The sequence below is a fragment of the Bradyrhizobium sp. LeoA1Lang genome (assembly GCF_055413685.1).
Window position 1 is genome coordinate 20,998 of the sequence record NZ_JBVAPG010000047.1, and the last position, 15,766, is coordinate 36,763.

Genomic DNA, 15,766 nt, shown 5'->3' on the forward strand with positions numbered 1-15,766 from the left:
TCGGCTGCACGATGGCCCATCGCGAGGGCGAAAATCCCGAAAACCCCGCCTCCGCTACCGCCGTTAACCGCGTTACCCGGGTTTCGGCGCCCATGACGGCCTTCGTCAGCCACTGCGGCACGATCGCTGCCCTTCCAAGGCATCTTCCGTCGCATCCGCCCCGATGCGGCACAGAGGTAGCCTGGAGGATTGCATGTCCGTCACCCACTACGCGCCGCCGTCGGCGGGTCTCGCCGACTACATCGCCATCGCCCGGCCCGATCACTGGATCAAGCACGTGCTGATCGTGCCAGGCGTCGCCTTCGCGATGATCATGGCAGGGACCGGACCGGTCGACTACGCGACGCTGGGAGAGCGCCTGCTCGCCTGCCTGTTCGTCGCCATGGCGCTGTCATCCGCCAACTACACCATCAACGAATGGCTCGATGCCCCCTTCGACGCCATGCACCCGACCAAGCGGGCGCGTCCGGCGGTGCAGACCGCGATGTCGCCCAGCATCGTCTTTGCCCAGTACATCCTCTTGACTGGCGTGGGCCTGCTCGTCGCCAATCAGCTTGGCCGGAGCTTTGCCCTCACCGCGGCCGTATTCGCCGCTTTCGGCGTCATCTACAACGTGCGCCCAATCCGCGCCAAGGATCGCGCCTTCCTCGACGTCATCGTCGAGTCCCTCAACAATCCCCTGCGCTTCCTGTTTGGCTGGTTCGCGGTGGTCCCGCATATCGCCCCACCGATCTCGATCCTGCTTGCCTACTGGTTCGGCGGCGCCTTCTTGATGGCCGCCAAGCGCGTCTCCGAGCATCGCGCCATCGTCGAGGCCGGCGGCACCGCCAACCTCGCCGCCTATCGCCCCTCCTTCGCCGTCTATACGCATTCGAGCCTGGTGACGAGCTGCCTCGTCTACGCCCAGGGCTTCGCGTTCATGATGGCGATCTTCCTGATCAAGTACCGGATCGAATACATCGTCGCGATCCCGTTCCTGATCGCGCTGTTCGCCGCCTATATGCGGCTCGCGCTGACCCCGGATTCCGCGGCCGCGCGGCCCGAGGAGCTGATGCGGCAGCCGTCCATGCTGATTGCCGCCGCCGTCACCATGGCGCTGTTCGGCATCCTGACCTTCGTCGACCTGCCGCTGCTCAACAGCCTGACCAGTTCGGATCTCATTCGTCTCAGCACGGGTCACTGACCATGTCGATAACGGCTTCCCTGAGCGCCCCACGAAACTACGCCGGCGTCGCGGTCGCGACGCTGGCTTTTGCCGCGCTGGCGCTTCTGCTCGATGGCCCGGTCTGGCTGGTCAAGCTGGTGCCGACCCAGGACGGCCCGGTGCATCTGGCACAGGCCGACCTGATCGCCCGCTTCGGCTGGGGTGGCGTCCTGCAGGAGCCTGCCGCCTCCTTCTACCAGTGGAATTCGCGCATCGAACCGAACTCCGCAATCTATCTGTTGCTCGCCGGCCTGATCCGGCTGACCGGGAATCCGCTGCTCGCCAACACGCTGTTCTTGAGCCTGTACGGGCTGATCTGGATTGCGGCCGCCTTTGTGGTGTCCCGCACGGAAACCGAACGGCCGCTGCTGCCGATGCTGCTGCTGTTGCCGGTCGCCTTCGGCGTCTTCATCCATTGGGGCTTCTACAATTTCGCCCTTGGCGTGCCGCTGTTCCTCTTGTTCGCAAGCTTCTGGAGCAAGGTGCGCGGGCGCGGTGACATCTTCACCTTCCTCGCCACCGCACTATTCCTGGCGGCCCTCTACCTGACCCACATCACCTCCGTGGTCGCCGCCTGCCTGCTGCTTGCGGCGGATGGCATCGCCCGTGCGCTCCGCACGCTGGAGCACGCCGGCCCGCGCGCCGCCGGCCGACGACTACTCATCGATGGCGCCTGGGCCGCTGCCGCGGCCATGCCGGTGCTGGTCCTGATCGCAGGCTTCCTGCTGACCTATCAGAACATTCCCGGCGATGTGCCGGGCGGCGAAGGCGGCATCACGCAGATCCTGCGCCGGATCGTTGCCGCCACCCACCTCTTCACCTTCACCTCTTGGGAGGTGGTAGCGCTGGCGCCGCTTCTGGTGGCGGTGCTGGTGGCCGGCGCCACGGCGCTGCGCAGCTTGCGGTCGGGCAACCTGACCTGGCCCGTCTTCTTCGTCCTTGTCGTGCTGCTGTCGCTCCTCAACCTGAAGACTGGCTCGGCGCTGCTGTCGGAACGGCTCGCTCCCTATAGCTGGATCGCGGTCGCGCTCTTCATCGCGAGTCGCCAGCCGCACGAAGCACTGGTGCGCATCCTGTGCTTGGCCGCGATCGCCGGCCTGGTCGGCCAGACCGCGATCCGCACGGTGGCCTACAAGAGCTGGGCGCCGGTTTTGGAAAGCGAGCTTGAGATCGGCCGCGAGAATCCCGGCAAGACCTTCGTCAACGCCGACTTGATTGCCCAGCGCGACAGCTCCCTGTTCGCCTGGCGCATTCGCCCCACTCTGCATGCGGCCCAGACCGCGGCGCTGGCTGCCCGCGGCGCGGGCCTCTCCTCCACGCTGCCCTCGACCCGCTATTTCGGCTATTTCCCGCTGCAATATGTGCCGTCGCACGATTTCCTGCGCGCGACCGCCGACTGGGAAAGCGAGCCTGATGCCGCTGAGCTGGCAAAATTCCAGAGCGCCAATCGCGGCGCGCCGCAGGTGCTGATCGTGTCGTCCTCCGACCAGAGCGGATCAGCCGTCGCAAGCAATCTCGGCTATCGCGACTGCAAGGCGAACCGAAGCGGCGGACGCGAGATCGTGGCTTGCACGATTCCAAACCAGTTGAGTGCGATGCGTGACTGACCTTACCCTGGACATGGCCCCAACGCCGCTGAAGCGGCCGGATGCAGCCGACGCCGCCGCGGATACGCTGCTCGGCCTCCCGATATCGATGCCGCTGGTGCTGGACCTCGACGGCACGCTCATCAAGGGCGATCTGCTCTACAAGAGCTTCTTCTCGATCCTGCGCCGCAATCCGCTGATCGTGCTCGCCTGCGCCAGATGGCTTTTGCGAGGACGCGCCGCGCTCAAGCGCCAGCTTGCGCTGCGCAACCGCATCGACTGGGATCAGCTCGAATTCCATCAGGAGGTTGTCGCGCTGGCGCACCGGGAGCAGACGGCTGGTCGCATGATCGTGCTTGCTACCGCCGCCGACGCCGTGCTCGCCGCCCAACTCGCATTCCGCCTGCCCGTCTTCGATCAGGTGTTCGCCTCCGACGGCAAGGGAAACCTGAAGGGACCGGCCAAGGCCGCGCTGCTCCGCGAGCTATTTCCGGAAGGCTTCATCTATGCCGGCGACAGCAAATCCGACCTCGCAATCTGGGCCCACGCCAGCGGCATCATCCTCGTCAACACGCGACGATCGGTCCGTGACGCCGCGCTGGCGCTGGGACGGCCAACGCTGGATTTATCCACCCGGCCAGACAGCCAGCGTTAACAAGCGCTAACGCAATCGTTCGATTGCAATTGACGTTGCGATCCCAAGCTTAAATTTCGGCGCGTATAGAGAAGGCCAGTAGGACCCTCGCCGCCGATGAATCTGCATCAGGAAACATACTCCTCCGGCTTCAAGATCGTCTGCACCGATTGCGGCAGCCTATCGATCAAGCTGGAGAGACCGGCCGCCGCATCCGGTGACACGGTCATCGAGTGCCGCTGCTGCAACGCCGTCCGCGGCACATTGGCCGATCTCAGGAATCTGGCCCGCCGCGGCCGCGACCTCTACGAATTCTAGCCTGGGCCTGGGATCGGGCGACCTCCGCCGTCAGGCGGCGTTCAAGCGAGCGCCGACGCCCGGTGCCGGAATGGTCCTGATCGGACCGTCTCCGAATACCCAGGCTTGCTCTTCAATATCGAGCGCACTGCTTCGCAGCTTTGCGGCGTATCCCAGAAACAGGAACAATGCGAGGTCCCTGCTGATCCTGCCATGCGCCATGCTCAGCATGAGCGTGAACACCAGGCTGCACAGCACGAAGCGGGCTTCGCGATTGATCCTCGCCAGCGAGAACATCCGCGTTCCCATCGCGTGATAGAGCAACAGGATGAGGAAGATACCCGCCGGCCAGCCGAATTCGATGATGGCCTGCAGGATCGAGTTGTGAACCTGGAAGCCTTTCAGGCACGACCGCTGGGGGAAACCGTCCAGTCCCAGTCCCGTCAGCCCCGCTTCCGGCAGCAACGCGAAGGCGTCCTTGTAGAGCTGCTGCCGGATGATGATCGAATTGTCCGGGTCGATCGAAGGACAGGAAGCTTGCGAAGGCGGAGGCGCTGGCACTGGCGGAGCCGCCTCGGTAGCAACGCGGCCTGATGCGGCGGGGGCTGGCAGTGCACTTGCCGGCGGCGAAACCGGCGGCGCCGGCGATTCATCGTTGCCCGGCTCCGCAACCTGAAAACCCAACGCCGCTTCGGCGAGCTTGGCGAATCTGAGCGTTGTTGATGACCTGACGAGTGCGCCAAGCGCAACCGAAGCGATCGTGACGCACACGATCACAGCAATGAATTTGCGTTGGCCAGCCTTGGCAACCAACATCGCTGCGAGCAGCGCCACCACGATCACGATGAAGGAGTAGCGTACCATCGACGCCGCGAAGATGGCCAGGGGCACGGCCGCGAGGATCGAAATCCATGCAGTCCGTCGCCAATTGAGTTCTGTGCAGGCCAGCGCCAGAAGCAGCAAGCCAAGCGCTGTCGTGAATTGCGCCGGCGCAGCGTCGTACTCGTCAAAGACCAGCGGCTTACCATGGTGGTCGTTCCATTGACCAAGCAGCGCCACCAGGGTGACGACGGCTCCGACCGCCACGATCGCGCCTGTGACGACCACGAAGGCTTGAGGAACTTGCCCACAACGGGAGCTCACCCTGACCGCGGGATAGGCCGCGAGCGACAACCCCAGAAGGGCGGCCTCTTTCGGCGCAGCGACGCCGTTGACTGCGAACGAGAGCGCGATGCCGCAACAAAACAGCACGAACAGCACGTCGCAAATGTCGGGCCTGAATTCACGCCATCTCGCCAGAAGAAGGAGCGCAGCAATTGGCGCGGCCATCAGCAGACCGGTGATTGTCGAGCCGGTCCCGGCGAAACCGTGCGCGAGCACCGCAATCGGCCCCGCGGACAGCAGTATGGCGAACAATACCGATTGCAAAGCCCGGCCCTCGTGAAACTGATAGTGTCGAAGCTCAATCAGAAGAGTTCTCAGAACAGTTCTATATCGACTCCATGACAGGTCTCGCAATTCCAAAGGTAGCGGCACGCGCCGGTCGCTACTCGAAGTAAATTCGCTCTATGCTTGTGGCAATACGATGGCACCTCCAAGCGCCTCTGATCGGAACAGCTTCCGGCCTGCCATCTGATGGAACCCGGCGAGTCGCCTCGAGGCAGGAAACGCGGAGCCTTCCGTGCAGCGCCGCTGATTCCCCATCAACACACTGCAAAGCCCTGCAGGACCCAGGGAATCTCAACGTCCTTGACTTCAAAAGACCGCCCCTTTAAGTCCCCCACGTCTCGCGGAATTGCGCATCACGCGGGAGTAGCTCAGTTGGTTAGAGCGCCGGCCTGTCACGCCGGAGGTCGCGGGTTCGAGCCCCGTCTCTCGCGCCATTTTGGCGATGTGTTTCAAACAGTTAGCTCCGCGCTCGACTTTCGATCCGTCTCCTTCGCCAAACTTCCCGCCGGCAACTCGGCGGCTTCAGTTGTTGCGAACGGACCAGTTCGCACAGCCGTTTCGTAGCTGCGACGTTTGGCGGTTTTGCGGTTTCGATGCGGGAAGTGGCCGATTTTCGGGCGAAACGGCGTAGTCAGTCAGGGTCCGAATCGAATAAGGCCTGAAATGTCAGGGTTTCCTGGACCCTCGCCATCGAGACCCCCAAGGGCTCCAGATCTCCCGTCGACGCGTTTTCCCCAACGATTCAGCATCCGCTTCGTTCGAAAACGCTTCTTTAAGCCGTTCATCACGAGGAGGGCCACACATGGCGAAGAAAGCAGCGACCCCGGCGACCATCACCCTGAAGCATCTGGCGGCGGCGATCGCCGAAGACCAGGAACTCTCCAAGAAGCAGGCCGAAAGCATCCTGACCGACGTCGTGACGCGAATCACCAAGCACCTGAAGAAGGGCGAGCGCATTCGCATCGTCGGCCTCGGCATCCTGCAGGTGCGCAAGCGCGCCGCCCGGATGGGCCGCAATCCCGCCACCGGCGAGCAGATCCACATCAAGGCCAGCAAGAAGGTCGCCTTCCGCCCCTCAAAGGAACTCAAGGAAGCCATCTGATCGGCCACTGATCGGCCACTGATCGGCCAAGTAATCGGCCAAGCCCTTCGTTCAGTCAGCGCCATTCCGGCTCATCGACGCGGCCCCCGGGGTGGCGCTTTTCTGTTATAGAACCAGCCCAATCCCTCTCTCGTCCCCCTCTTGGACTTGCGGTCACCATGCTGGCTCCAACGCTTGATTTCAAACACACCGTCACCGAGCGCTTCCTGCGCTACGTCGTGATCGATACTCAGTCCGATCCGGAATCGCCAACCTGCCCTTCCACCGAGAAGCAGAAGGATCTCGGCCGCCTCCTCGTCTCGGAATTGCAGGCGATGGGGCTCAGCGACGCCCATCTGGACCAGCATGGCTACGTCTACGCGACCATCCCGGCCACATCAGACAAGAAGGTGCCGGTGATCTGCTTCTGCTCGCACATGGACACCTCGCCGGACTGCACCGGCAGGAATGTGCGGCCGCAGATCGTGAAAAACTATCGCGGCGGCGACATCGCGCTGCCAGCCGACCCCGCGCAGGTGATTCGCGCCGCCGAGCACCCAGCGCTTTCCGACCAGATCGGCAACGACATCATCACCACCGACGGCACCACGCTGCTGGGAGCGGACAACAAGGCCGGCGTCGCCGAGATCATGGATGCCGCCCATTTCCTCGTTAGCAATCCTCAGGTGAAGCACGGCACCATCAAGATCCTGTTCACGCCCGATGAGGAGATCGGCCGCGGCGTCGACAAGGTCGACCTGAAGAAGCTCGGCGCCGATTTCGCCTATACGATCGACGGCGAAACCGCCGGCCATATCGAGGACGAGACCTTTTCCGCCGACGGCGCCAGCATCACGATCGAAGGCGTCTCCACCCATCCCGGCTTCGCCAAGGGCAAGATGGAGCACGCGATCAAGATCGCCGCAGGGATCGTCGAGCGGCTGCCGAAGACCACCTGCTCGCCGGAGACCACCGAAGGCAAGGAAGGCTTTCTGCATCCGATCGCGATCTCGGGCGCGCTGGAGCAGGCCAGGCTCGACTTCATCGTGCGCGATTTCACGGAAACCGGGCTGAAGGAGAAGGAGGCGCTGCTGGAGGCCATCGTCAAGGACGTGATGAAGGCCTATCCGCGCTCGACCTACCGCATGGAGGTGAAGCAGCAGTACCGCAACATGAAGCAGGTGATCGACCGTCACCCCGAGATCGTCGACTACGCGGGCGAAGCCATCCGCCGCGCCGGCCTGACCCCGGTGAAGAGCTCGATCCGCGGCGGCACCGACGGCTCGCGCCTCTCGTTCATGGGCCTGCCCTGCCCCAACATCTTCGCCGGCGAGCACGCCTTCCACTCGCGCCTGGAATGGGTGAGCCGGCAGGACATGGAAAAGGCGGTGCAGACCATCGTGCATCTCGCGATGATCTGGGAAGAGCGGGCGTAGCGGTTAAGTGCAACAGCACTCTCCGCCGTCATTGCGAGCCAACGGGTCGACGCGAAGCGTCGCCCGATGACAGGCTCCGCGAAGCAATCCATCCTTCCACAGGTGCGGAAGCATGGATTGCTTCGTCGCGATCGCTCCTCGCAATGACGGTAAGGGCGCAATGACGGTGGGCTGCTACGAAGCCTTCGCCGTCACGATCCAGATCGAGGCGGGCAGCATCACCGAATTGCCTTTGACGAACGGCGCGAGCGCCTCGCGGATCGCACCGGCGGCAGCGGCGCGGAGTTCAGGTGGCTGATCCTGCAGCGCCCGGCTGACCGGCCCGATCTCGAGCGCGCCTTGTACGGCGCCATCGAGGCCGCCGCCGATCGCCGCATCGAGCGAGAGCGGGCACGGCTCCATCTCCACATTCGTAAAGCCGGCCGCGCCGAGGATGCGTCGCACACGTTCTTCCGAGGCGAACGCGAACGGCCCGGGATCCTCGGGCCCCTGCTGCGGCAATTTCGGCACGTGTTTGTAGGCGGCCTGCAACGGCGTCATGAAGAATGGATTCTCGCGCGGCTCGCGCCAGCAGATGAACGCAAGCCGCCCTGACGATCGCAGCGCCTTCCTCATATTCGCAAACGACACCGCGGGATCGGCAAAGAACATCACGCCGAATCGCGACGCCAACAGGTCGAAGCTTGCGGGAGCGAACGGGTACACCGTTGCATCCGCGAGCGCGTACTCCAGCGACAATCCCGGCGTCACGCGTTGCCGCGCCCGCTCGAGCATCGGGCCTGATACGTCGATGCCGAGCACGTGGCCGGACGGCCCGACCTTCCCTGCAAACGCGACGGTGGTCGCGCCGCTGCCGCAGCCGATGTCGATGACGCGCTCGCTTGTCTTCGGCCTGGCGCGATCGATCAGGATGTCGAGGACCGGAGCCAGCAGGACGTCCTGCGCCGCTTGCCGGTCGGCCCAGCGCTGGCCGCCCGGCCCGTTCCAGTAGGCGATCTGGTCGGCGTTTTGCTCGTGGCCAAGGGCGGCGTCCATCAGCAGGTCTCTTTCGTCGCAGCCTGCAGCATCGGCATCACCTGATAGGTGAAGCCGGCATCGGCCTTCATGACGGGATCGTTGGCGAGAATGGTCTGCGGGTCGGCATCGTCAGGCAATTGTAGCACGCCTAACCCCCAGACGCCGGCCGGATCAGCCACCGGGCCAAACACAATCGCGTTGCCAGCCCGCAGCAGTTCCCCGCAATAGGCCGTGTGAGCCTGCATGATCTCGGCCTCGCCAAGTGTCATGTCCTGCGGAAAGGTCGGACGCGGCGGAACAAGCTTGCAGACGAAATATCTCATTGCGGCGCGTGCTTCGCGGCGCTGCCGGTCTTGGGTTTCTTCTGCGTCGTGTTGGTGGCCGAAGGGGCCGCGTTGTCACTGCGCACGGCGCCCCAGGGATCGCTGGGCCCCGCCTTGTCGGGAATGTTGCGCAGCGATCTCTTGTAGGCGCGCTCGGCGTTGCGCTCTTCCTCCTTCTGCGACGGACTCTTGTCCTTGTCGACGTCGCCATATTGCGGCACGGCATTCTGCGCGAACGCCGATCCGGCCATCAGCGCGACCATCACGGCGGCAACAAAGACTCGCATGGGCAGCTCCCCGGGTTTTCACGCAATGATATCACCCGGTTGAGCGCATCGCCAATCCTCCGGCGAGCGCAGCGCCGCGCATTGAGGCCGCATTGCTTTCACCGAATGGCCACATGAAAAGCAGATGCCAACCAGATTTCCCGGATAGGACTTGTTTGGTCTTCAACCTGGAAAGGCATGACCATGCGCATCTTTACGGCATCCGCCATCATTGCAGCTCTTTGCCTCGGAACACCGGCTTTGGTGCTGGCGCAGGGAACTCCCTCGCAACGTGGGGCGGAGTCGCCGCCCGCTCAGTCCGAGCCCGGCACCGTTATACGGACCATACAGGTTGTCGACGTCAAGGAACTGCAGCCGGCGGTGCGCTCGAAAGTCGATGAGATCATCTCGCAGACGAGCGATGAGGACATGCAGTCACTTCGGAAGACCATCGACGCGACGCCGCAGGCGCTATCCGCGCTCAAGGCCAAGGGCATGACGTCGTCGCAAGTCGTTGCCATCAACATCGCCGACGGTGTCCTGACGATGTTCACGAAGACGGCGTGAGATCGGCGGAGCTTGCGTCGCTCGTTGAGCGGCGCCTTGCTCGAAGATTCACTTGCTAACCAAACCAGTCCGCCTTTGCTCTGCGAGCTTCGGCGCGACAGTCTTCGCCCTACGTACTCCGGCTTGCCGAGCCGAAGCCCGCAGGGCGAAGGCTGGTCCATGCGCGCCTCTTTGCGCTCCGCAACCCTCTCTGATTTGCGTATAAGGTTTTCCCTTTCGCGTTGCGCTCGCTCAGCCTGCCTCTTCTCTTGGATCTTTTTGTCTAATTCCTGCATCGCACGATCGAAGCGCATTCGCGCGAGCTCAATCGGGACTGATGCGCTATTCTTGCCCATCTGATGAAATGCAGCCGTTGCGGCTCCGTGCTGGCGACATTATGGGTAATGTGCCAGCGAGGATCATCATGAGCTTGAGAGAAGGCGCCGCGGCCATCGTGATCGATACAGATGGTCGCTTTCTCATGCAATTGCGCGACGACAAGCCCGGTATCGTTGATCCCGGCAAGATCAGCCTTTTTGGTGGCCGACGCGAAGGCAATGAGACTTTCAGGGACTGTATCGCCCGTGAGATCCACGAAGAACTGGGCTGCCGTCTGCCGGCAGAGAGCTTCCAGCATCTCGCTCGCTGCGTTGGTTCAAACCACCCGATTACCGGTGGCAACTTTCACGCCGAGATATTTATCGTCCGATCGATTTGTTCTGAAGAGCTGACGATTACCGAGGGCCAGCTAAAGACGTTCACACTCGCCGAGCTTTGTCAGATCAGGGAATCCCTCGCGCCGCTTGCCCAATTTGCCGTCGACGCCTTCTTGTCGGAGGCCAAATCGACCAACATGACTGTTCCGGAGCTACCTGGCCCCTGAAATCCCAGCGCGGGCAGCGGGGCTGTGGTGGGCGGCGAGAGATTCGAACTCCCGACCCTCTCGGTGTAAACGAGATGCTCTAACCAGCTGAGCTAGCCGCCCTCGCCCGCTTCTTTACCCTCGCCCTGCCCCGAGGCGCAAGGTCGGGTCCATCATTCAGTCGGAAGTCCCGGCAACGCCTTGAGATCGTTGATCCAGGGCGCGGCCGAACGGCACCAGATTTGGCGCCGCGGCTGCAATTGGTCGCGCTGGCGGATGCTGCCCCAGCGGATACCCCAATCCTCGGGGCCCCCGTCCTCGCCGCTCGTGAACAGCGGGGAACCGCATTCGGGGCAGAAATGCTGGAAGCGGATCCGGCCATTGTCGCCGGCCTTCCCATAGATTTTCGGCGATTTGCCCGTGAGGCGGATTGCTTCGCCGGCGCAGATCACGGTGACGCGATACGGTGAGCCGGTCAGCGTCTGGCAATCCGTGCAGTGGCAGATCGAGACCCGCTCGGGGTCGATATCGGCCTCGTAGGTCACGACGCCGCAGTGACATTGCCCGTCGATCTTCATGGCCCCTCCCTCTCCGCCCGCTCCCTGTCCTAGAGCATGATCCGGAAAATCGGATCATGATCGGTGCGCTATCTTCGAGCGAAACTCCCATAAACAGAAACGGCGCCCGAAGGCGCCGTTCGTTGTTCAAGCAATCCGGTCCGGTCAGTGCGCCGTCAGGCCGCCGGTCTCTTCGGCGGTGTCGGGTTTGACGTCGACCTTGGTCTCCTCTTCCCAGACGATCGGTGTGGGCACCCGCACCAACGCCCTGGCGACGACCTCGTCGAGCCGGGAGACCGGGATGATCTCCATGCCGCCCTTGATCGCATCGGAAATCTCCGTGAGATCCTTGGCGTTGTCCTCGGGGATCAGCACCGTCTTGATGCCGCCGCGGGCGGCAGCCAGGAGCTTCTCCTTCAGGCCGCCGATCGGCAGCACGCGGCCACGCAGCGTGATTTCGCCGGTCATCGCGACCTCGTGGCGGACCGGAATGCCGGTCATGACCGAGATGATCGCGGTGGCCATTGCCACGCCTGCGGACGGTCCATCCTTCGGCGTCGCGCCCTCGGGCACGTGCACGTGGATGTCGCGCCTGTCGAACAGCGGCGGCTCGATGCCGTAGGTGATCGCGCGCGAGCGGACGTAGGACGCCGCCGCCGAGATCGATTCCTTCATGACGTCGCGCAGATTGCCCGTGACGGTCATCTTGCCCTTGCCGGGCATCATGACGCCTTCGATGGTCAACAGCTCGCCGCCAACATCGGTCCAGGCCAGACCCGTGACGATACCGACCTGGTCCTCGCTCTCGATCTCGCCGAAGCGGTACTTCGGCACGCCGAGGAACTCTTCGATGTTCTTCTCGGTGACCTTGACCGACTTCTTCTTGGAGATCATCAGCTCCTTCACCGCCTTGCGGGCAAGTGTGGAGAGCTCACGCTCCAGGTTACGCACGCCCGCTTCGCGGGTGTAGCGGCGGATCATCAAAAGAAGCGCATCGTCGTCGATCGACCATTCCTTGGAATCCAGACCGTGCTTGGAGAGCGCGTTCGGGATCAGGTGCTTGCGCGCGATCTCGACCTTCTCGTTCTCGGTGTAGCCGGCGATCCGGATGATCTCCATGCGGTCCATCAGCGGTCCGGGAATATTGAGCGTATTCGCGGTCGTGATGAACATGACGTTGGACAGGTCGTAGTCGACCTCCAGGTAGTGGTCGTTGAAGGTCGAGTTCTGTTCGGGGTCCAGGACCTCGAGCAGCGCCGATGACGGATCGCCGCGGAAGTCGGCGCCCATCTTGTCGATCTCGTCCAACAGGAACAGCGGATTGGAGGTCTTCGCCTTCCGCATCGACTGGATGATCTTGCCGGGCATCGAGCCGATATAGGTGCGGCGGTGACCGCGGATCTCGGCTTCGTCGCGCACGCCGCCGAGCGAGACGCGCACGAATTCACGGCCCGTCGCCTTCGCGATCGACTTGCCAAGCGAGGTCTTGCCGACGCCGGGAGGCCCGACCAGGCACAGGATCGGTCCGGTCAGCTTATTGGCGCGCGACTGCACCGCGAGATACTCGACGATACGGTCCTTGACCTTCTCGAGCCCGTAATGGTCGGAGTCCAGCACCGCCTGCGCGGCTTCCAGGTCCTTCTTGACCTTGGACTTCTTGTTCCACGGGATCGACAGCAGCCAGTCCAGATAGTTGCGCACCACGGTCGCTTCCGCGGACATCGGCGACATCTGACGCAGCTTCTTCAACTCATGCTGCGCCTTCTCGCGCGCTTCCTTGGACAGCTTGGTCTTGTTGATGCGCTCTTCCAGATCGGCCAGCTCGTCGCGACCTTCGTCGTCGCCGAGCTCCTTCTGGATCGCCTTCATCTGCTCGTTCAGGTAATATTCGCGCTGGGTCTTCTCCATCTGGCGCTTGACGCGCGAGCGGATGCGCTTCTCGACCTGCAAGACCGAGATCTCGCTCTCCATCAGGCCCAGCACCTTCTCCAGGCGTTGGGTGACCGACAGCGTCTCCAGGATGGCCTGGCGATCGGCGATCTTGACCGCCAGATGCGAAGCGACGTTGTCGCTCAGCTTGGCGAAATCGGTGATCCCCTGAACAACGCCGACGACTTCGGCGGAGATCTTCTTGTTCAGCTTCACATAGCTCTCGAAATCGGACACGACCGAGCGCGACAGGGCTTCGGCTTCGACCGAATCGGCGTCGGTGTCGGCGAGCGCGACCGCGGTTGCCTCGTAGTACTCGCTGCGGTCGGAGTATTTCTCGACGCGCGCGCGCTCAAGCCCTTCGACCAGCACCTTCACAGTGCCGTCGGGCAGCTTCAGGAGCTGCAGCACGCTGGCGAGCGTCCCCGTCTCGTAGATCGACTCTGGCGCCGGATCGTCGTCGGACGCATTCTTCTGCGTCGCGAGCAGGATCAACGCGTCGTTCTTCATCACTTCTTCAAGAGCGCGGATCGACTTCTCGCGGCCGACGAAGAGCGGCACGATCATGTGCGGGAAGACGACAATGTCACGGAGCGGCAGCACCGGATAAGAATGGCTTTCGCCGTAGACAATCGATGGCCGGGGTTTTGAGGTTGTCATGGCCTATTCCTTTCGTTGTGCCCCCTTGCACGCGGCCCGCTTGCTTGCGCAACCACCACAAGGTGCCTGTATGATCCGAATGTCGTTCGGCCCTCGGCCGCTTCTCGTTCCGGATTTCAGATGACGAATCTTGAGACGTAAATTTTCATCACCGACAGCATTAGGTGGCTATCGGCCATGGGGGTGTCAAGTACTTAGAAATACCGGAAAATCCGGACTAAACGCGCAGAATTAATTACATCGAAATGGCCACCGGGAATCCCGGCAGCCATCGGTATTTTCGTTCATCCGCCGCCGCGGCCGGCGAGTGCAATCAGGCGCTCGCGCTGCTCTCGACGGCGCGGTCGGAACGATCCGCGTAGATGTACAGCGGACGGGCCGTTCCCTCGACCACCTCGCGCGAGATCACGACCTCCTCCACACCTTCGAGGCCCGGAAGATCGAACATGGTCTCGAGCAGGATGCTCTCCAGGATCGAGCGCAACCCGCGCGCGCCGGTCTTGCGTTCGATCGCCTTGCGAGCGACCGCGCCAAGCGCCTCGTCGGCGAAGGTCAGCTCGATGTTCTCCATCTCGAACAGCCGCTGATACTGCTTGACCAGCGCGTTCTTCGGATCGGTCAGGATCTTCTTCAGCGAGCTCTCGTCGAGATCCTCCAGCGTCGCGACCACCGGCAGGCGGCCGACGAATTCCGGGATCAGGCCGTACTTCAGCAAATCCTCCGGTTCGACGTGGCGGAATATCTCGCCGGTGCGGCGATCTTCCGGAGCGAGCACCTGCGCGGCAAAGCCGATCGAGGTCGAGCGGCCACGTGCGGAGATGATCTTCTCCAACCCGGAGAAGGCGCCGCCGCAGATGAACAGGATGTTGGTGGTGTCGACCTGGAGGAATTCCTGCTGCGGGTGCTTGCGGCCGCCCTGCGGCGGGACGGAAGCCACCGTGCCTTCCATGATCTTCAACAGCGCCTGCTGCACGCCCTCACCCGACACGTCGCGCGTGATCGAGGGATTGTCCGACTTGCGGCTGATCTTGTCGATCTCGTCGATGTAGACGATGCCGCGCTGCGCGCGCTCGACATTGTAGTCGGCCGCCTGCAGCAGCTTCAGGATGATGTTCTCGACGTCCTCGCCGACATAGCCAGCTTCCGTCAGCGTCGTCGCATCCGCCATGGTGAAAGGCACATCGAGGATGCGCGCCAGCGTCTGCGCGAGCAGCGTCTTGCCCGAGCCGGTCGGACCGATCAGAAGGATGTTCGACTTCGCGAGCTCGACGTCGTTGTGCTTGGTCTGGTGATTGAGCCGCTTGTAGTGATTGTGCACGGCAACCGACAGCACCTTCTTCGCATGGCTCTGGCCGATGACGTAATCGTCCAGCACCTTGCAGATTTCCTTCGGAGTCGGGATGCCGTCGCGCGACTTCACCAGCGAGGACTTGTTCTCCTCACGGATGATGTCCATGCAGAGCTCAACGCATTCGTCGCAGATGAAAACGGTGGGACCCGCGATCAGCTTGCGGACTTCGTGCTGGCTCTTGCCGCAGAACGAGCAATATAGCGTGTTCTTGGAATCGCTCGTGCCGACCTTACTCATTCTTATCTCCGTCCGCCGTTCGAACCCGTCGCTCCATCGACCTATTCCGGTACTGTCCGGGCTTTAGGTGTAGATAGAGCAAAAACCGTACCAAAAAAGACCCTACTTAATACTGATCCGGCGAATCGCGGTTCAGTCGAATCTCCCCCGCAACTACATCCGATACGTCAGAGCCAACCATGCTGTCATCCGACTATCAAGAATTCGCTAACCGGGGGCTTGCCGGGCACCGTGACAATACCGTGATTTATAGCCTCCGCACGTAAATAACCTGTCGAAAACGCACGGTCGTTGCGACATTGCCACGCGACAGCTCGATACGAAAGCGGAA

The 15,766-nt window shown here is 62.7% G+C and carries 15 protein-coding genes and 2 tRNA genes; 9 read left to right on the plus strand and 8 right to left on the minus strand.

The window, feature by feature from the left end; genetic code table 11:
- The first annotated feature begins 193 nt into the window (after nucleotides 1-193).
- The 4 genes from ACZYOF_RS17725 to ACZYOF_RS17740 all read left to right on the plus strand — a co-directional run bounded on the left by ACZYOF_RS17725 (nucleotide 194) and on the right by ACZYOF_RS17740 (nucleotide 3,742).
- On the plus strand, nucleotides 194-1,183 hold the full coding sequence (locus tag ACZYOF_RS17725) for a UbiA family prenyltransferase (RefSeq protein WP_463716558.1): 990 nt from the start codon (nucleotides 194-196) through the stop codon (nucleotides 1,181-1,183).
- A gap of 2 nt (nucleotides 1,184-1,185) precedes the next feature.
- Entirely contained in the window at nucleotides 1,186-2,811 is a 1,626-nt protein-coding gene (locus ACZYOF_RS17730; RefSeq protein WP_463716559.1) for a hypothetical protein, read from the plus strand.
- A complete protein-coding gene (locus tag ACZYOF_RS17735) occupies nucleotides 2,804-3,445 on the plus strand; it encodes a haloacid dehalogenase-like hydrolase (RefSeq protein WP_463716560.1) in 642 nt (213 codons plus the stop codon). Before ACZYOF_RS17730 ends, ACZYOF_RS17735 begins: the two co-directional genes overlap by 8 nt.
- Nucleotides 3,446-3,541: 96 nt before the next feature.
- Nucleotides 3,542-3,742: a hypothetical protein gene (locus tag ACZYOF_RS17740; RefSeq protein ID WP_130576962.1), complete on the plus strand. Its 201-nt coding sequence runs from the start codon at nucleotides 3,542-3,544 to the stop codon at nucleotides 3,740-3,742.
- A 30-nt stretch (nucleotides 3,743-3,772) separates the two neighbouring features.
- On the opposite strand, the gene ACZYOF_RS17745 is transcribed toward ACZYOF_RS17740, so the two are convergent.
- Nucleotides 3,773-5,149 (minus strand): O-antigen ligase family protein, encoded by a 1,377-nt coding sequence (locus ACZYOF_RS17745; RefSeq protein WP_463716561.1) that lies wholly within the window; start codon nucleotides 5,147-5,149, stop codon nucleotides 3,773-3,775.
- Nucleotides 5,150-5,527: 378 nt separating this feature from the next.
- Between ACZYOF_RS17745 and ACZYOF_RS17750 the strand changes: the two genes are divergently transcribed.
- The 3 genes from ACZYOF_RS17750 (at nucleotide 5,528) to pepT (ending at nucleotide 7,687) form a co-directional block, all read left to right on the plus strand.
- A tRNA-Asp gene (locus ACZYOF_RS17750) sits at nucleotides 5,528-5,604 on the plus strand.
- A gap of 368 nt (nucleotides 5,605-5,972) precedes the next feature.
- Nucleotides 5,973-6,272: an HU family DNA-binding protein gene (locus ACZYOF_RS17755; RefSeq protein WP_282528845.1), complete on the plus strand. Its 300-nt coding sequence runs from the start codon at nucleotides 5,973-5,975 to the stop codon at nucleotides 6,270-6,272.
- 158 nt (nucleotides 6,273-6,430) lie between these two features.
- The gene (pepT, locus tag ACZYOF_RS17760; protein ID WP_463716562.1) at nucleotides 6,431-7,687 is read left to right on the plus strand and encodes a peptidase T; all 1,257 of its coding nucleotides are present in this window, start codon (nucleotides 6,431-6,433) and stop codon (nucleotides 7,685-7,687) included.
- A gap of 174 nt (nucleotides 7,688-7,861) precedes the next feature.
- On the opposite strand, the gene ACZYOF_RS17765 is transcribed toward pepT, so the two are convergent.
- The 3 genes from ACZYOF_RS17765 to ACZYOF_RS17775 are packed head-to-tail and all read right to left on the minus strand — an operon-like array spanning nucleotide 7,862 to nucleotide 9,314.
- On the minus strand, nucleotides 7,862-8,722 hold the full coding sequence (locus ACZYOF_RS17765; RefSeq protein WP_130577030.1) for a class I SAM-dependent methyltransferase: 861 nt from the start codon (nucleotides 8,720-8,722) through the stop codon (nucleotides 7,862-7,864).
- Entirely contained in the window at nucleotides 8,722-9,027 is a 306-nt protein-coding gene (locus tag ACZYOF_RS17770) for a YciI family protein (RefSeq protein ID WP_130577031.1), read from the minus strand. Before ACZYOF_RS17770 ends, ACZYOF_RS17765 begins: the two co-directional genes overlap by 1 nt.
- Nucleotides 9,024-9,314 carry a hypothetical protein gene (locus ACZYOF_RS17775; protein ID WP_130577032.1) on the minus strand — a complete coding sequence of 97 codons (291 nt, stop codon included), beginning with the start codon at nucleotides 9,312-9,314 and terminating at the stop codon, nucleotides 9,024-9,026. Before ACZYOF_RS17775 ends, ACZYOF_RS17770 begins: the two co-directional genes overlap by 4 nt.
- Before the next feature lie 183 nt (nucleotides 9,315-9,497).
- Here ACZYOF_RS17775 and ACZYOF_RS17780 point away from each other — a divergent pair, with 183 nt between their 5' ends.
- Both ACZYOF_RS17780 and ACZYOF_RS17785 read left to right on the plus strand, forming a co-directional pair.
- Nucleotides 9,498-9,860, plus strand: coding sequence for a hypothetical protein (locus ACZYOF_RS17780; RefSeq protein WP_245475647.1), 363 nt, complete (start codon nucleotides 9,498-9,500; stop codon nucleotides 9,858-9,860).
- A gap of 403 nt (nucleotides 9,861-10,263) precedes the next feature.
- On the plus strand, nucleotides 10,264-10,722 hold the full coding sequence (locus ACZYOF_RS17785; protein ID WP_130577034.1) for an NUDIX domain-containing protein: 459 nt from the start codon (nucleotides 10,264-10,266) through the stop codon (nucleotides 10,720-10,722).
- Nucleotides 10,723-10,747: 25 nt separating this feature from the next.
- Here ACZYOF_RS17785 and ACZYOF_RS17790 read toward each other — a convergent pair.
- The 4 genes from ACZYOF_RS17790 to clpX all read right to left on the minus strand — a co-directional run bounded on the left by ACZYOF_RS17790 (nucleotide 10,748) and on the right by clpX (nucleotide 15,435).
- Nucleotides 10,748-10,824: transfer RNA gene (locus tag ACZYOF_RS17790), tRNA-Val, on the minus strand.
- A 50-nt stretch (nucleotides 10,825-10,874) separates the two neighbouring features.
- Nucleotides 10,875-11,279 (minus strand): GFA family protein, encoded by a 405-nt coding sequence (locus tag ACZYOF_RS17795; RefSeq protein ID WP_463716563.1) that lies wholly within the window; start codon nucleotides 11,277-11,279, stop codon nucleotides 10,875-10,877.
- A 144-nt stretch (nucleotides 11,280-11,423) separates the two neighbouring features.
- Nucleotides 11,424-13,847, minus strand: coding sequence for an endopeptidase La (gene lon / locus ACZYOF_RS17800; protein ID WP_130577036.1), 2,424 nt, complete (start codon nucleotides 13,845-13,847; stop codon nucleotides 11,424-11,426).
- A gap of 313 nt (nucleotides 13,848-14,160) precedes the next feature.
- On the minus strand, nucleotides 14,161-15,435 hold the full coding sequence (clpX, locus tag ACZYOF_RS17805) for an ATP-dependent Clp protease ATP-binding subunit ClpX (RefSeq protein ID WP_280977736.1): 1,275 nt from the start codon (nucleotides 15,433-15,435) through the stop codon (nucleotides 14,161-14,163).
- Between the last annotated feature and the right edge of the window lie 331 nt (nucleotides 15,436-15,766).